The sequence below is a fragment of the Streptomyces sp. NBC_00016 genome, assembly GCF_045040885.1.
Lineage (GTDB): Bacteria > Actinomycetota > Actinomycetes > Streptomycetales > Streptomycetaceae > Streptomyces > Streptomyces coriariae.
In genome coordinates this window covers 2,513,333-2,530,154 of sequence record NZ_CP108304.1, presented here as the reverse complement: position 1 = coordinate 2,530,154, position 16,822 = coordinate 2,513,333, and the positions used below count along the sequence as shown (strand labels likewise).

The following is a 16,822-nucleotide window of genomic DNA, read 5'->3' as shown; positions in this document are numbered from 1 at the left end:
CTCTGGCCACTCGGTCGTAGCAACCGGTTCCTACCTGTTACTACGCCACTCTCGCGACCATAAAGCTCGCTTCCGCCGAGTCCGCAACGCTCGCGCCCTGCCGAAACAGAAGCCGAGGCCCCCATGCGCTCCCACGCCGGTACTCCTCCCAGCCGCCGACGCTTCCTCGCCCTGGTCGCCGGCGGCGCAGGGATCGGCACGGCGGTGCTCAACGGGTGTGCGGTGCAGGTGTCGAGCGGAGTCAGCGGACCGGGCGAGATCGTCACGCTGATGGTCAAGCCCGACGACCTTGTGATCGCCTTCACCTGGACCTGGGGCGACTACATCGCTCCGCAACCACTGCTCTCGACCGACCGGTCCACGCTCGCCGTGGCCGTCATGTCCACCTACGTCAATGCGGCCGGCACACCCGTCACCAACCTTCAGGCCGCGGCCTCGGTGATGTACGTCGTGCCCATTTTGCTGGTCTGCCTCGTCGCTCAGCGCGGATTCGTCGCCGGGATGGCGACGTCCGGCCTCAAGTAGTCGGACGTTCAGCGTCTCGAAGCAACCCCCTTACCGACCGTTGCAAGGAGTCATGCATGAACGCGCCCCTGTCCCGTCGCACCGCCCTCCAGGCGGCCGGCGCCACCGCGCTCGCCGCCGGCCTGTCCAGCGGTTTCATGGCCACGGCGGCTCACGCGGACGACAACAACTCCGCTTCCACACTGCTCACGTATCCTCGGCCGGCCGCTCTGCCGACCAACACCAGCTTCAAGGTGCGCGTGCGCACCGCCCCAGACGGCGAGTGGCAGACACTCGACATCTACCGGCCTCAGCTGGAGGAGATCAACGCCACCACCGGCTCCGGCAAGGTCTACAACACCTCGATGGTGTACTTCGACTTCCGTGGTTCCGTGGAGCTCGAAGTCACCTACCTCAAGGGCGGAGCGACCAAGGCGAGAGTGCGACCGGACGCGCTGGGCATCACGCCCGAACTCCTGGGAGACACCCTCCGGTTCCCCCTCGACGAGCCGCGCGACATCGTCGTTCAGATCAATGACGAGATCTTCGACTGCCTGCACGTCATCACCAACCACATCGACCCGCACCCGCCCTGCGCCGACGACCCCGACGTGATCTACTTCGGCCCCGGCGTCCACACGGTCACCGGCAACGTCCTCACCGTGCCCAGCGGCAAAACCGTTTACCTTGCCGGTGGCGCCGTCCTCACCGCCCAGGTCTTCTTCAAAGACGTCGAGAAGGCCGCTCTCACCGGCCACGGCATGCTCTACGCCGGCCCCGGCGGGATCCTCTGCGAGAGCAGCAAGAACATCCGCGTCCAGGACGTCATCATCATGAATCCCAACGGCTACGCGGGCACGTTCGGCGAAAGCGAGAACGTCCACGTCAAGAAGGCGCGTTCGTTCAGCTCGAAAGGAAATGGAGACGGTTTCGACGTCTTCTCCTCGACCGGGATCGTCTTCGACGGCTGCTTCATGCGCAACTCAGACGACTGCTTCGCCATCTACGCCCACCGTTGGAACTACTACGGCGACACCCGCGACATCACCATCCAGAACTGCACCCTCTGGGCCGACGTAGCCCACCCCATCAACATCGGCACCCACGGCAACACCGATGCCCCGGAGGTGATCGAGAACCTCGTCATCAAGAACCTCGACATCCTCGACCACCGTGAGCCGCAGATGGGATACCAGGGCTGCATCGCCCTCAACCCCGGTGACTCCAACCTCATCAAGAACGTCCGCATCGAGGACGTACGGATAGAGGACTTCCGCTGGGGTCAGGTCATCCACATGCGGATCATGTACAACACGAAGTACAACACCTCGGTCGGCCGCGGCATCGAAGACGTCTACATCAGGAACCTCAGCTATCGCGGCACCCACGCCAACCCATCACTGTTCCTCGGCTACGACGCCGAGCACGCCATCAAGAACGTCACCTTCGAGAACCTGGTGATCAACGGGCAGGTCATCGCCGACTCGATGAAGAAGCCCAGTTGGTACTACACCACCGATGCCATGCAGTGGTTCTGCAACGAGCATGTGGTGGACCTCAAGTTCCTCACCACCGCGGAGGCGGAGGCGGCCGCGCAGTGAGCGACATCAGCCGCCGCGGCCTGCTGAAGTCGTCCACGGCTTTGCTGCTCGCCGCGGGCACGAACGCCCTGTGCGTGCCCGCGGCGAGGGCGGCGACCGAGGGGACGGCAGGCGACGGGTCCGCATTCGCCTTCACCCACCCCGGTCTGCTGCACAGCGCTGCCGACCTGGCGCGCATGAGGTCCGCAGTCGACGGTAGACAGTCACCTGTCTACGACGGATATCTCGCGCTCGCCGCACACAGTCGATCGCAGTCTGCATACACCATGCAGAACACCGGCCAGATCACCTCCTGGGGTCGCGGCCCCGCCAACTTCATGAACCAGGCCGTCGCCGACTCGGCCGCCGCCTACCAGAACGCACTGCTGTGGGCTGTCACTGGAGTGCGCGCGCACGCCGACAAGGCCCGCGACATCCTCAACGCCTGGACGGCCTCCCTGACGGTGATCACGGGAGCCGACGGACCACTCGGCGCCGGGCTCCAGGTATTCAAGTTCGCCAATGCGGCCGAACTGCTGCGCCATACCGGCTACGACGGATGGGCCGACTCGGACATCTCCCGCTGCGAGGAGTCCTTTCTGGATGCCTGGTATCCGGCAGTCTCCGGATACATGCTCTACGCCAACGGCAACTGGGACCTGACGGCCATTCAGTCCATCCTGGCCATCGGCGTGTTCTGTGGGCAACGCACCCTTTTCGAGGACGCTCTACGGTTCGCTGCGGCCGGCGTCGGAAACGGCAGCGTGGCCCACCGCATCGTCGCGGCGACCGGGCAGGGGCAGGAGAGCGGTCGCGACCAGGGCCACGAACAACTCGCGGTGGGCCTCATGGGCGACGCCGCCCAGGTCGCGTGGAACCAGGGCGTCGATCTGTGGAGCTATGACAGCAACCGCATTCTCGCCGGGGCCGAGTACGCCGCCCACTACAACCTCGGTGGCGAAGTCCCCTTCACCCCCGACCTCGACCGCACGGGCAAGTACATCAAGAAAACGGTTTCGGCGACCGGGCGTGGCACCCTGCCTCCGATCTACGAGATGTACCACGCGCACTACGCCGGAGTCCGAGGCCTGGAAGCCCCCTACACACGGGCGGCGGTCTTCCGCGGTACCGGCGGCGCACGAGTCGTCGAGGGCAGTAACGACGACCTGCCCGGCTGGGGAACCTTCGCCTACGCGGGCGCGACCGCTCCCGCCCCGACCGTCCCAGCGTCTCCGGCCGGTGTCACGGCCGCGGGGGAGGAGCGGGCCGTCACGGTGTCCTGGCTGCCGTCCGCCTCGGCGACCAGCTATACGGTCCTGCGCGGCACTGCCCCCGAAGGCCCCTTTGAGCGGCTCGCGACCGACGTCCGAAAGCCTACGTACACCGACACCGACACCGACACCGGCACCGGCGCCGGCATCCGCGCAGGACGCACCTATCACTACGTGGTCGTTGCAGCCAACTCGGTCGGATACAGCGGGGGTTCGATGGTTGTCCCGGCTACCGCCGGGCTTCCCGGGCCCTGGTCGACGACCGACGTCGGCGCTGTAGCGATCCCGGGTTCGGCCGCCTTCGACGGCGAGCGGTTCCTGCTGGAGGCTTCCGGCGACGCCGATTCCTGTCGCCTCGTGCACCTCCCTCTGCGAGGCGACGGCTCGGTCACCGCCCGGATCGTGTGGCCGCTCAGCTCTCAGTACTCCAAGATCGGTGTCACGGTCCGCGCCTCCCTGGACGCGGACGCGGCGCACGCCTCGATGCTGATCCAGGGGCTGCCGCTGCACACCTGGAGCGGCGTGTGGACCGTACGGCCGAGTGCCGGGCTGCCCGTCTCGGCGACCGGGAGTACACCCGTACCTCCGTCGCAGCAGGAGGCGATCACGAGCAAGGCCTCGTTCCCGATTTCCGACCTCGGCGTACTGCCGGAGTCCGCCACACCGATCGAGGCTCCCTACGTCGAAGGCGCGGGCGACGGATACCGCTTGCGGGCGCCTTACTGGGTGCGGGTGACCCGGAAGGGCCGACGCTGCACGGGCTCCATTTCGGCTGACGGAATGCAGTGGACCGTAGTCGGTACGACTGAAGTCCACGACATGCCGCACATTGCATACGCCGGCCTCGCTCTCACCTCCTCCCTCGGAGTGGAGGAGCAGTATGCCGAGACCGGCACCGGCGCCTTCGACCAAGTCAGCGTCACCGGGGTGAGCGGGGACGTCTGGTGCACGCCCCGTCCCACCCGCACCACTGCCGACCTGAGCGCCACCACCACCTCCGACGGCGTCCGGCTGACGTGGAGCGACTCCGACCTCTCCGCCCGCTACACAGTGCTGCGCGCACCACGCGCACAGGGCCCCTATCGGGCGATCGCCACGGCGGTCGGTCCGATCGGATTCGGCACCCGCATCCGCTACACCGACGCGAGCGGCACCCCCGGGACGACCTACCACTACGTCGTTTCCAAGACCAACTCCGCAGGTCAAGGCCCCCGTTCGAGCCCGAGCAGCGCTGTCGTGCCGGCCCTCTCCGTGACCGTCGCCAGGGCGCTACGTGCCGAAGCCGAGTCTCTTCCGTCCCCCTGGGCGTACGGCGACCTCGGTGATGTGGTTCTCGATCGGCGGGACTACGGAACTCTCGGCGCCGTGGCCGTCCTCACGCCCGGCGACACGGTGTACGACAACGGAACCTTCGTCGTACGCGGATCGGGTGTCGATCTCAACGTCAACTCACAAGGGATGACAGGGCAGTTCGTCCGGCGCACCATGTCCGGGGACGGCGAGATCACCGCACGCCTGCTCTCCCGCGAGGTGGCGGCCATCGACCGGGTCGGTCTACTGATGGCCAAGTCCCTGTCGCCGTTCGATCAAGCGGCCGGTCTGATCGTCACCGGCGGCACGACCGCGCAGCTCATGCTGCGCCCCACGGTGGCCGGTGCCTCCGCATTCTCCGGCACGGTCGACGTCCGACTCCCTCTCCTCTTGCGGCTGAAACGCACGGGAACCGCGTTCACCGCCTCCGTCTCCGTCGACGACGGCGTCACCTGGACCGCCCTGGCCGAGGGCTCGATCCCCGGCTTCGGTGACGCCCCCTACCACGTGGGCCTGGTGGTCTGCTCCCGCAGCCCGCTGGCCCTCGGCACCGCACGGTTCAGCGAGGTGATCGCCACCTCGGCATAGCCGACCCGGGATCCCCCACGGATCCGTCACGATGGGAGCCGCAACCCATGAGCCGCACATCCCCCCACCACCATGACGACCACCATGTGAGCCGCCGTGGGCTGCTGAAGTCCGCCGGCGGTCTCACCGCCGCACTGGCCCTGGGCACGAGCGTCACCGACGCCACCACGGCGGACGCGGCGCCGGCCACCTTCACCCACCCCGGCATGCTGCACAACGCCGGGGACATCAATCGCGCGAAGGTCAGGGTCGCCGCGGGCACCGATCCCTGGCTCTCCGGCTGGAACAGACTGACCGCCAACTCCCACTCCCAGTCCGGCTGGACGCCCAGGGCTACAGCGACGATCATCCGCGGCGGCACGGGCGAGAACTACAGCCTGCTCTACAACGACACAGCCGCCGCATATCAGAACGCCCTGCGCTGGCGGGTCGGCGGCACCGAAGCCAACGCACAGTGCGCGGCGCGCATCCTCAACGCCTGGGCCACGACGCTCACTTCGGTCACCGGAAATGCCGACCGTTTCCTCGCCGCCGGCCTCTATGGCTGGCAGTTCGCCAACGCGGCGGAGCTGATGCGGGAGTACGACGGCTTCGACCTCGCCGCCTTCCAGGAGATGATGGCCAACGTTTTCTACCCGCTCAACAACAGTTTCCTGACCAACCACAACGACGCCTGCATCACCAACTACTGGGCCAACTGGGACCTCTGCAACACCGCCTCCATTCTGGCAATCGGCATCCTCAACGAGGACTCCGTCAAGTACGACCAGGCCGTCGCCTACGCCAAGTCCGGCGCCGGAAACGGTTCCGTCGCGCACGCCGTTCCGTACCTGTACACCGACGCGGACGGCTACGACCTCGGTCAGTGGCAGGAGTCAGGACGGGATCAGGGGCACACCGTGATGGGCATGGGGCAGATGGGTGCGATCTGCGAGATGGCCTGGAACCAGGGCGACGACCTCTACTCCTACGACAGCAAGCGGTTCCTGAAAGCCGCCCAGTACGTTGCCAGGTACAACCTCGGCAACGACGTGCCCTTCACCACCTACACCTGGGGCAGCGGACAGAACTGTGCGCAGAACTCTCAGGCCGCCATCTCCGCCTCCTCGCGCGGGCAGGTCCGTCCGGTGTGGGCGCTGCTCCACTACCACTACAACCGACGCCTGTCCCTGGACGACAAGTACGTCTCCCAGATGTGCTTCTCCGTCGCCCCTGAGGGCGGCGGCGGGGACTACGGGTCCACCAGCGGCGGCTACGACCAGCTCGGCTTCGGCACCCTGATGTACGCCAAATAGCCCTGCCGCAGGCTCGTGCACCGGAATACCGCGCGCTGTTGTGGTGCTCTGGTCATACCGGTGCGCGAGCGCGGCGAAGGGCTGGTGAGCAGATGGCAGCAGACCAGACGGACCCACGGGCCGAGGCCCGGGCGGACCCCGACCCCGATCCCGTCGTCACGACCCCCTACGGGGCCGTACGCGGAAGGTACGAGAACGGTATCGCCGCCTTCCGCGGGATCCCGTACGCGGCACCCCCCTTCGGGGCCCGCAGGTTCCGGCCGCCGGTGCCGCCCGATTCCTGGGACGGGGTACGCGACGCGGGTGCCTTCGGCGCAACACCGCCGAAACCGCCGTACTCCGAGGCCTTCGCCCAGTACCTGTCCGACCCCGTCGTGGCGGGCGACGATTGTCTCAACCTCAACGTCTGGACGCCCGAGCCCGACCCCGCAGCCCGGCTTCCCGTCCTCGTCTGGCTGCACGGTGGCGCCCTGACCAGGGGATCCTCGGCAGTGCCGGTGTACGACGGACGGAACTTCGCCCGCGATGGAATCGTTTTCGTCTCCATCAACTACCGACTGGGGGTGGAGGGCTACGGACTGTTCCCGGACGCCCCCGCAAACCCCGGCCTGCGTGATCAGCTTGCCGCGCTGGAATGGGTGCATCGTTCGATCAGGGCCTTCGGCGGTGACCCCGACAGGGTCACCCTGGCGGGGCAGTCCGCAGGAGCCATCAGCACCGGAGCCCTGATCGCGGCCCCGCAGGCACAGGGACTGTTCCGGCGGGCCATCCTCCAGAGCGGACCACCGGAGGCCTTCGAACGGGACAAGGTCCGGCGCATGGTCCGCCGTATGGCGGCCCGGCTGAAGATCCCCGCCACCGCCGAGGCCTTCGGTGCCGTCGACCCGGCACTGCTGTTGCGTACCCAGGCGGAGGTCGGCAGGCTCAGCAGCCCCGTCCTGGGCGGGCCTGCCTTCGGCATCATCGTCGACGGCGACCTCGTGCCGCGCGACCCCCTGCAGGCACTCGTGGACGGGGACGCGGCCCCCGGCGTCGACCTGCTCCTGGGCTGGACTCGCGACGAGTACCGGCTGTGGCTGGTCCCGGGCGGACTGATGGAGCGCGTCGACCGGCTGGGTCCCGTCGCCCTCGCCGGCGCCATGGCCCGCTGTCACTGCGGCCACGAGGTGCCGCGGGGCTACCGCGTCCTGCACCCCGAGGCCGGCACCGCCGAGATCGTCGGCCAGATGGTCACCGACAACCTGCTGCGCGGCCCCCTGCAACGGCTGGCCGAGGCCCGCCCCGGGGCGTCGTACGTGTACGAGTTCGCCTGGCCCTCGCTGAAGCCCGGCCTCGGCGCCTGCCATGCCCTCGAGCTCGGATTCGTCTTCGACACCGGCGATACGGCCGAGTCCGCGAAACTGGCCGGGGGCAGCGCGCCGCAGGAACTCGCCGACGCGATGCACGGGGCGTGGACACGGTTCGTGGCTACGGGTGACCCCGGCTGGGAGGCCTGGGGGCCGGCGCATCCCGTGCGGATCTTCGGCGAGGCGGACAGTGGGCGGTATGAGGAGGACGGTATTGCGCAGGAGGTCGACGGTATGTCGTATACCGCATACGGTCCGCGCGATCGCGAGCTGGCCCTGTGGGCCGCGGAGGCAGTGACCGCTTCGCCCGGAGAACCCGTGGACGACACGGCGGCGCCGGACCCGCTGCTCGGCAGGACCTTGCGCGGTCCGGAGCTCAGGTCCGCGGTGCGCCGACTGCGCCGGGCCGGGGGAACCAGGGGACGCTGACCGCCGGGCTATGTAGGCCCTCGAAAGCCGCTACGCGATCCCCCTGCTGTCTCGGAACCGGAGGCACCCTGCCAGTGCCAGTGCCAGTGCCAGTGCCAGTGCCACACACCGCCGAGCACGTGCGACACGGTCGGTGCGGACACCCCCGCTCGGGCCGCCACATCCCGGACCGTGCTGCGTGCCACGTCGGCGGCTTTCCTCGTCATTACGCGCTCCCCCGGGAGAAATCCGGCAGCAACCGTTTTCCCCGAGCGGAGGCCGGCAGCGGTGGGCGGGAGGCCAGAGGTCTATGCGGAGGTCAGTGTCCGGGCGATGGACGCGACCGCCTCCGGACCGACCCGGCAGCAGCCGCCGATCAGACGCGCCCCCGACTCCCGCCAACCCAGGACCTGTTCGGTGGTGAACGTGGATCGGCCGTTCCAGGCGCGGGCTTCCGCGTCCCACACCTCGCCGCTGTTGGGGTAGACGACGACCGGCTTGCCCGTCACCCGAGCCGCGGTCGTCACGGCGGCTTCGACGTCTTCCGGGGCGCAGCAGTTCACCCCGACCGCGATCACCTCGTCGGTGTCGGCGGCCAGGGCGAAGGCCTCGTCCAACGGCTGCCCGGCACGGGTACGGTCACCGGCGATCGAGTACGACAGCCAGGCCGGCACGCCGAGCCCGCGTACCGCGCGCAACAGTGCCTCGGCCTCATCGGCGTCGGGAACCGTTTCCAGCGCCAGCACATCGGGCGCCGCGGCGGCCAGGACCTCCAGCCGGGGACGGTGGAAACGTTCCAGTTCCGCGATGCTCAGCCCGTAGCGGCCCCGGTACTCGGAGCCGTCCGCGAGCATCGCTCCGTACGGTCCCACCGAAGCAGCCACCCACAACGGGTGGGCGAGGCCCTTGTTCCGGGCCTGCCGGGCGGCCTTCTGGGCCAGTTCCACGCTCAGCGCCAGCAGCCGGGCAGCCTCGTCGTGGTCGATGCCGCGCTTGGCGAAGCCCTCGAACGTGGCCTGGTAGCTGGAGGTGATCGCCACGTTCGCGCCCGCCTCGAAGTAGGCGCCGTGCGCCTGGGTGATCGCCTCGGGCTGCTCGGCGAGCAGCCGTGCCGACCAGAGTTCGTCACTCAGGTCGTGCCCGGCGGACTCCAGCTGGTTGGACATACCGCCGTCTAGGACGACGGCTCCGGCGGCGAGAGCCGTAGCGAGGGAGGTCTCGGCGGGGGGAGCAGGGATGTCGCTGGTCATGTCACGACGCTAGTCGAACGGACGGCAGACGGTCGGATCCGTCCGGTGGATGAACAGAGTGCCCACGATATGGGATGCGCGCAGGCGGCCATGCCCTCGCTCACTTCTTCCCCCCCGGGTGACAAAGGTGGGCTCATCGCCCGTGCGCCGAGTGCTGTCCACCACGGCGGCGCCCGCCGACCCGCGTGCGCTTGGTCGCGGGGACCAGCAACCCGCCGAGCAACCCGGCTGCCAGCACGTACGGCCACCAGCCGAACGCGCCGCTCTCGGCCGTGCTCGCACTGCGCGTCTCGGCTGCCACGGACCCCGACGAGGCCTGTCCGCGCGCGCTCGCCGAGGGGCTCACGGCTGTCGCTGTGAGGACGACGTCGTTGCCGTCCCCGCCCTTGTAACTGATCCGGTAAACGGTGTCTGCGAGCTTCACCTCGGCTCCCTCGCGCAGCTGGTCGAAGGTGCCGGTCGTGGGGGTGTCCCCGGTGTGGTTCAGCACGGTGATCTCCCGGGCGGAGGTGTTTCCGGCTGCGGTGGAATCCTTGCCGGAAGCGCTACCGGTTCCGGTCGAGGTGGAGGATTTGCCGTAAGCGCTGTCGGCCCCGGGTGTCGCGGTCGCCGTTCCTGCCGCGGACAGGTCGAGTCCGCCTCCCAGGGTGACCTTGCCGCCCACCTTCAAGGGCTTGTCCGCCAGGACCAGTTGTCCCTTGTCGTTCTGCGTATAGGCGCCGGTCACGGTCAGCCCGCCCGTGACCACACCCTCGTTCGTCACGGCGCCGTTCACGGTGCCTTTGCCGCTGAGTGCGCTCGTCACCCGCAGTGCCGAGCCGCCGGTGTCCAGCCGCGCTCCCGTCGACGTCAGCCGGACCGCCCTGCTGTTGGCGAGGGTCGCCCCGCCCCTGAGCGCCAGGGTTCCCCGCTCGACCGTCGTCGTTCCGGTGTACGTCACCGCGGCGCCCGTGAGGGTCGTCGTAGCCGCTCCGGACTGGACGAGCGAGCCGCTGCCGCCGAGCCGTGAAAGGGAGATCGCGGTCTTCGTGTTGCGCACGACGAGAGAGCCGTCGTTCACGATCCGGCGCCGGTCGGTACCGGTGAGCAGGGAGCCGTCTCCCTGAGCCGACCCCAGGCGCAGGACCGCCCCTTCACGCACGGTCGTCGAACCGTCGTAGTACTGCGGGGCCGCGAAGGTGACGTCGTTGCCCTTGGTCCCGGCGATGACAACGTCACCGGCGCCGGGCACGGCCAGGGTGTCGTGGTATTTGCCGCCGCCGATCGGCGCACCCAAGGTGACCGGCCCGTCGTAGTCGAAGGTCAGCAGGGACCGCCGTCCGCCGGCCTCGTGCAGGTTGATGTAAACGGTGTCCTTTGTTCCCGGCATGAAGATCTTGTGCGTGGTGCCGTCGCCCCACTGCACGTCGGCGCCCTCGATGTTGGTGCCGCGTTTGTTCAACTGGTGTGCGATGGAACGCCAGTTGATGTCCGGGTCGCTGAGCGAGGGATGGGTGTCGCCGCCCTGGTCGCTGTAGCTGTACTGCCCGGTGAGGACGACCTTGCTGCCGGGTCGCGAGTGGACGTTGACGTCGCTGCCGTACTCCCGCTGATAGAAGTCCTGCCGCAGCGTGATCGTCTGGTGGAGCGGGGTGTCGATGATCCAGGAGCCCTGGTTGAGGATCGCCCGGGCGTTGGGCAGCGACACCGGGTACTCGGGGCGGCCGACCGCCATCCCGGTGCCGTTGTCGATGACCCCGGAGAACGGGTGGGTGCCCGCCAGGTCGAGGGTGCCCCACATGCTGCGGGGCTGGGTGACGAGGCCGGAGCCGCTGATCGTGCCGATGTTGAACGTGCGGGTCAGCGAGAGCCGGAGCGTGCCGTCGACGCGCACGTTGAGCTGATTGAGTTGGTAGCCGGGAGTGTCGTAGGGGAAGTGCCCGATCAGCCCTGTGCCCCCGCCCTTGCCGTACTGGAGGGTCGTCCCACGCTCCACTGTGATCGCGGGCGGGTCGGGATTGCCGACCGTGGTGAAGGGATGGTTTCCGCCCTGTGTGCGTACCACTTGCCGCTGCCGTGCCTTGGGCAACGTGAAGTCGCTGTCCCTGCTCAGGACCAGCGTTCCGCCGCCGCGCACGGTAAGTGTTCCCAGGCCGCGGAAAACGCCGTCGTAGGTTGTCGTCCCGGAGGGCACGGTGACCACGGTGTCGCCGGCGAGCGTGACGTCCCGGTTCGCGAGAACGTCGGCGGTGACGTCCCGGGCGTCGGCGGCCACGGCCGGGGGAGCGGTGGCCACGAGGGCGGCGACGGCCGCGAGGGCACCGACGACCGCTGCTGAGGTGTGGAGAGGGCTGCGCACGTATCGGAGACGTGTCGGCGCGACACCGATAACAGAAATTTGCTCTACCGGGTGCCGGCGGGGCTCGTCCCGCCCAGAAATCCACCTTCCCGCCGGAAACTTCCGGAAAGGGCTTTCCATCAAGTCCCGTCCGACCCGTTGACCTGCCCGTAACACGCCCTTACCTTTTCGGCGTTCGTCATTCCACATGCCGTTCGGAGTTCCGAACGCCCCTCTCTCGAGAGGCAGCCACGTGCGCCCCGATCCGCTCGTCCACCGCCGCGCCGCCCCCAGGCGCACCCCGACTCCTCCCGCGAGGACCGGAGTGCAGCGATTCCCCCTCTCCTTCATGGGCAATCCATGCATCTGATGTGCCATCAAGTCCATTGGAACAAGCGGCACTTCGCCTCGACGGCGCTCCGTTGAACGACCCCAGCCGGCACACCCGGATCCAGGCATTCGGCCCGCGCCCGGACGGCATCCCCGACTTCGGCGTTCCCGTCGCCGACACCGTGAAGGAGAGTGCGTGAGATGAGACGTGCGTACACGACCCTGCTCGCCCTCTGTCTCGTACTGATGGGCGCTCTTGCGACCGCGGGAACCGCCCAGGCGGCGTCCGTGACGATCGTCAACGGCACGCAGTTCAGCGACAGTTCCGGCAGTCCCGTACACGCCCATGGCGGCGGCGTTCTCAAAGTCGGCTCCTACTACTACTGGTTCGGCGAGAACCGCAACGCCGACAACACCTTCCGGTACGTGGACGCCTACCGCTCCACGGACCTGAAGAGCTGGGAGTTCCGCAACCACGTCCTGACCCAGTCGAGCGACTCCGAGTTGGCCGGCGCCAACATCGAACGCCCGAAGGTCATGTACAACGCATCCACCGGCAAGTTCGTGATGTGGATGCACAAGGAGAACGGAACCGATTACAGCGAGGCCCGAGCGGCTGTCGCCGTCTCGGACACCGTCGACGGAAACTACACCTGGCAGGGCAGCTTCCGTCCGCTCGACCAGCACATGTCCCGTGACATCACGGTCTTCGTGGACAGCGACGGCGCCGGATACATGATCTCGGCCGCACGCGAGAACTACGACCTCCAGATCTATCGGCTCACCGCCGACTACACCGGTATCGCAAGCCTGGTCGCCGACCCCTGGCACGGCGGCCACCGCGAGGCGCCGGCGCTGTTCAAGCGGGGCGGCGTCTACTTCATGCTCACCTCCGGCGCGACCGGCTGGAGCCCCAACCAGCAGCAGTACGCCACGGCGACCTCACTCGCCGGTCCCTGGTCGGCCATGACGAACGTCGGCGACTCGACGGCGTACGGCTCGCAGACCGCGTACGTGCTGCCCGTCCAGGGCACTTCGGGGACCTCGTACCTCTACCTGGGCGACCGCTGGGGCAACTCCTTCGGCGGGACCGTCAACGACTCCCGTTACGTCTGGCTGCCGCTGACCTTCCCCACGACCACCTCGCTGTCGATGTCCTGGTCCCCCGAGGTCACCGTCGACACGGCGGCCGGCACGGTTACCGGGACGAGTGCCACGTACAACACGCTCATCGCCCGGCACAGCGGCAGGTGCGCGGATGTCACGAGTCAGTCCCTGTGGGCGGGCGCCCAGATCAAGCAGTACGACTGCAACGGCGGTAACAACCAGAAGTACTGGTTCAAGTCCGTCGGAAGCGGTTACTACCAGTTGGTCGTCAGAAACAGTTCTCTGTGCGTGCAGGAGAACGCGAGCTCGGTCAGTCAGGAGAACTGCGACACGGCAGCCACCGGTCAGCAGTGGTCGCTGACGACTTCCGGCAGCTACGTCAACGTCAAGTCCCGTGCGAGCGGTGAGTGCCTGGACGTGAACGGCGCGTCCACCGCCAACTCCGCCGCCCTCATCACCTACACGTGCAACGGAGGAACCAACCAGCAGTGGACGCGCGGAACCTGATCTACGTCAGGCGAGAAGGTCGATCGCGTCGATCGACGTGCCCGCGCTGAGGTAGGAGGTCGTCCCCGAACCGCTCACCACGTTGATCTTCAGCACGTTGTACTGGCTGGTGTCCGTGAGCCATGCGCTCGCCGGAACGCTGTAGGTGAACGTGTAGTTGTTGCCCCGGTAGGACCCGTTGGTCAGGGACCGGGTGCTCGGCTGGGTGGGTGGGGAGGGGATGGCCGAGGTCCAGGTGTCGTTCACGACGACCTGCGGCCGGCCGTTGGCGTAGGCCGTCGTCACGCCGATGCGCAGGGTGTGCGCGGCGGCGGCCTGGGCCGCGGTGAGCTTGAAATACACGAGCAGACCGCTGTTGACGTCCTTCCAGATGTAGCAGGGGAACGCCGAGGTCTCGCTGCCACTGCCGATCACCACATTGCCGGTCCAGGCGGCAGCCCGGACGTCCGAAGGGTGGGCGTACGTCATCAGGTCGGCGTTCTTGAAGCCGCTCGGCGTGCCGGTCCAGTCGTTGATCCGCCAGATCGCGCTCGCGTTGCCCGGGTCGTTCGAGGACGGGATCGCGATCGAGTTGAGGGTGGTCGTCCCGCCCGCGGATACGGTCACCTGCGTACTGTATACAGCCAGTTCGCTCTTGTGGACGGTCAGCGTGTACGTCCCCGGGAGGACCCCGGTGATCGAGAAGTAGCCGTCGGACGACCGTGCCGAACCCCAGTACTGTGCGGCCGAGTTGGCCAGCCCGACCGTGTACGGGTGCGCCGTGTTGCGTCCCGTGATGCCGACTCCCGCGACCCTGCCCCGGCCGCTCGCCGCGACGTAGCCGGAGATGCCGAGCGAATCCGCCCACGAAGTGGTGAGGGTGCCCGGAAACAGTGACGAGGAGGGGGTGCCGCCGTCGGTGAAGGCGATGACGTAGGGGCCCTGGAGGCCGAAGCGCTGCTCCTCGGTCTGGTTCTGGCCGTAGTACAGGATCTCGTACAGGCCGCCGCCGTCGGCGCTCTGATGGCGCAGGAGGGAGCGGTAGAAGGGGCCGCCCGAGGCCTTCTCGTGGCTGCTGCGCACGATCCAGAGACCGACGCTGCCGGTCGTCCAGCCGATGTAGTTGTAGTCGATGACGCGCAGCTTGGAGTAGTGCTTGGAGCGGGTCTGGCCGTCGGACTTCGCGAAGACGTCGGAGGCCTCGATGGTGCTGGTCGTGTACGTGTAGGAGTCGGGCTCGTCGTTGAGGAACAGGCCCGCCTTGACGCGCACGATGTAACGGGTTGCCGAAACAGATGTGTCTGCCTTGTTGGTCCACAGGTAGACGTTGTTCTCGCCGCTTCGGGCCGCGTAGTAGTGCTTCAGCGTGCCGTGCGTGACCGAGATCAGGATCGTCGAGCCGGACTGCGTGATCGTCACGGTGGAGCTTCCGAGGCCCGACTCGATGTGCGAGTTCATGCCGCCGTAGCCCTGGTACTCGGTTCCCCGGTAGGTCAGCGAGGTCAGGTCGCCGGTGGATTTGCTGACCTTGAAGACCAGGTTGGCGCCGGTGTCGACGACGTAGTTCGAGCCGTCGTCGGTGTAGCCGAAGGCTGCTGCGGCGGCCGGTGCGGCGAGCGGCCCGGCCAGGGCGGCCGAGCCTGCTGTGGCCGCGGTGCCGATGACGAAGGTGCGGCGTCGGATCGGCCGGTGGTTCTCGGATCCGGACATGGGGGTGCCTCCTTCGGGAGGTGTGGGGGTGCGGGTGCCTGAGAGAGTGACAGTTGAATCGATTTCGCGAAAGGGCTTTCGCTGGCTGGAGGTTGGCAATCTCGTGAAATCGGTCCCAGGTCTAGAAAGCGCTTGCCAGAGGCGGTACGGTCCAGCCGCCAGCCCCTGTTGCCGTGACGGAGGAGCCGCAAGTGAGACGTTTCAACATTGCCGTGCTGGCGGCGCTGACCCTGACCGCCGGTCTGACCGCGGTACCCGCCGCTCAGGCGCACGGCGGTCGCGCATCCCTCGGTATCGACAACTGCACCGCAACCGCGTGCCACTTCGACGTCCCGCCCGGCACCTACGACGTCGAAGTCGTCCTCGGTGGCGACGCCGAGTCGAGTACCGGCATCAGCGGAGAGACCCGGCGCGCCCTGCTCCCCGAGATCGCCGCTCCCGCCGGCGGACGGGTGGTCCGCAGCTTCACGGTGGACGTGCGAACCCCTGAGGGTGAGCCGACGGGTGCGGCCGGAACCGCCGGTCTGGACCTGGCGGTAGGCGGCTCGGCGCCGGCCCTGGCCGACATCAGGGTCACCCGTGCCCGGCACGCGCGGCAGGTCTTCCTCGTCGGTGACTCCACTGTCTGCGACCAGCCGGGGGACCCGTACACCGGGTGGGGCCAGCAACTGCCGCAGTATCTGCGCCGGGGAGTCTCGGTCGCCAACTATGCCGATTCCGGGGAGAGTACGGTCACCTATCTGGGGAACCCGCTGCTCTGGGCCACGGTTCAGCCGTTGATCCGTCCCGGCGACCTCGTCCTGGTCCAACTCGCCCACAACGACAAGACGACCGACGAGGCGACCTACCGGGCGAATCTCGAGACACTGGTGGCGGGAGTGAGGGAGAAGGGTGGTCGTCCGGTCCTGGTGACCCCCATCGTGCGCCGGTGGTTCAATACCGACGGCACGCTGAACAACGGAACCGCCCTGCTCGTCAACGGACTTGGCGTCGACCACCCGACGGTGATCCGCTCGGTCGCCGCCACCCAGGAGGTTCCGCTGATCGACCTCACCGCCAAGACCAAGGCGCTGGTGGAGTCCCTGGGCGTCGAGGGCTCCAAGGCGCTCTACCTCTACAACGAGAAACGCGACAACACGCACACCTCCGTGCACGGAGCAACGGTTTACGCGGGCCTGGTCCGCGACGAACTCGTCGCCCAGCATCTGGTGCCGAGGGGCACCGTGCGGGTGGGATGAACGCCTGGGGGCGCCCCGACCGGAACCGGGACGCCCCCAGGTCCTGGCATCACCAGGCTCCGCACCGGCCGCGAAGGAAAG

At 68.0% G+C, this 16,822-nt stretch carries 9 protein-coding genes and 3 pseudogenes; 8 read left to right on the top strand and 4 right to left on the bottom strand.

What is annotated here, in order from left to right; genetic code table 11:
* Nucleotides 1–291: 291 nt before the first annotated feature.
* The 5 genes and pseudogenes from OG933_RS11100 to OG933_RS11080 form a co-directional block, all read left to right on the top strand.
* Nucleotides 292–525 (top strand): annotated as a pseudogene (locus OG933_RS11100) (carbohydrate ABC transporter permease); the annotation flags it as partial.
* 56 nt (nucleotides 526–581) lie between these two features.
* A complete protein-coding gene (locus tag OG933_RS11095) occupies nucleotides 582–2,105 on the top strand; it encodes a glycosyl hydrolase family 28 protein (RefSeq protein ID WP_405626794.1) in 1,524 nt (507 codons plus the stop codon).
* Entirely contained in the window at nucleotides 2,102–5,254 is a 3,153-nt protein-coding gene (locus OG933_RS11090) for an alginate lyase family protein (protein WP_405626792.1), read from the top strand. Before OG933_RS11095 ends, OG933_RS11090 begins: the two co-directional genes overlap by 4 nt.
* 47 nt (nucleotides 5,255–5,301) lie before the next feature.
* Nucleotides 5,302–6,549 carry an alginate lyase family protein gene (locus OG933_RS11085; RefSeq protein WP_362525011.1) on the top strand — a complete coding sequence of 416 codons (1,248 nt, stop codon included), beginning with the start codon at nucleotides 5,302–5,304 and terminating at the stop codon, nucleotides 6,547–6,549.
* 92 nt (nucleotides 6,550–6,641) lie between these two features.
* The gene (locus OG933_RS11080; protein WP_405626790.1) at nucleotides 6,642–8,324 is read left to right on the top strand and encodes a carboxylesterase/lipase family protein; all 1,683 of its coding nucleotides are present in this window, start codon (nucleotides 6,642–6,644) and stop codon (nucleotides 8,322–8,324) included.
* A gap of 101 nt (nucleotides 8,325–8,425) precedes the next feature.
* Here OG933_RS11080 and OG933_RS11075 read toward each other — a convergent pair.
* From OG933_RS11075 to OG933_RS11065, 3 genes and pseudogenes are all read right to left on the bottom strand, one after another.
* Nucleotides 8,426–8,530 (bottom strand): annotated as a pseudogene (locus tag OG933_RS11075) (LacI family DNA-binding transcriptional regulator); the annotation flags it as partial.
* 81 nt (nucleotides 8,531–8,611) lie between these two features.
* On the bottom strand, nucleotides 8,612–9,553 hold the full coding sequence (gene mmuM, locus OG933_RS11070; protein ID WP_362525009.1) for a homocysteine S-methyltransferase: 942 nt from the start codon (nucleotides 9,551–9,553) through the stop codon (nucleotides 8,612–8,614).
* Between the two features lie 133 nt (nucleotides 9,554–9,686).
* Entirely contained in the window at nucleotides 9,687–11,891 is a 2,205-nt protein-coding gene (locus OG933_RS11065; protein ID WP_405626789.1) for an autotransporter, read from the bottom strand.
* Nucleotides 11,892–12,277: 386 nt separating this feature from the next.
* Here OG933_RS11065 and OG933_RS11060 point away from each other — a divergent pair.
* Both OG933_RS11060 and OG933_RS11055 read left to right on the top strand, forming a co-directional pair.
* A pseudogene (locus OG933_RS11060) lies at nucleotides 12,278–12,400 on the top strand (alpha-N-arabinofuranosidase); the annotation flags it as partial.
* A gap of 1 nt (nucleotide 12,401) precedes the next feature.
* Nucleotides 12,402–13,814, top strand: a complete 1,413-nt coding sequence (locus OG933_RS11055) for an RICIN domain-containing protein (RefSeq protein WP_405626788.1) — start codon at nucleotides 12,402–12,404, stop codon at nucleotides 13,812–13,814.
* A 6-nt stretch (nucleotides 13,815–13,820) separates the two neighbouring features.
* Here the strand turns inward: OG933_RS11055 and OG933_RS11050 are convergent, their stop codons facing one another.
* Nucleotides 13,821–15,503 (bottom strand): rhamnogalacturonan lyase B N-terminal domain-containing protein, encoded by a 1,683-nt coding sequence (locus tag OG933_RS11050; protein ID WP_405626787.1) that lies wholly within the window; start codon nucleotides 15,501–15,503, stop codon nucleotides 13,821–13,823.
* 191 nt (nucleotides 15,504–15,694) lie between these two features.
* On the opposite strand from OG933_RS11050, the gene OG933_RS11045 reads away from it, so the two are divergent.
* A complete protein-coding gene (locus OG933_RS11045) occupies nucleotides 15,695–16,741 on the top strand; it encodes a rhamnogalacturonan acetylesterase (protein WP_405626785.1) in 1,047 nt (348 codons plus the stop codon).
* Nucleotides 16,742–16,822: the final 81 nt, after the last annotated feature.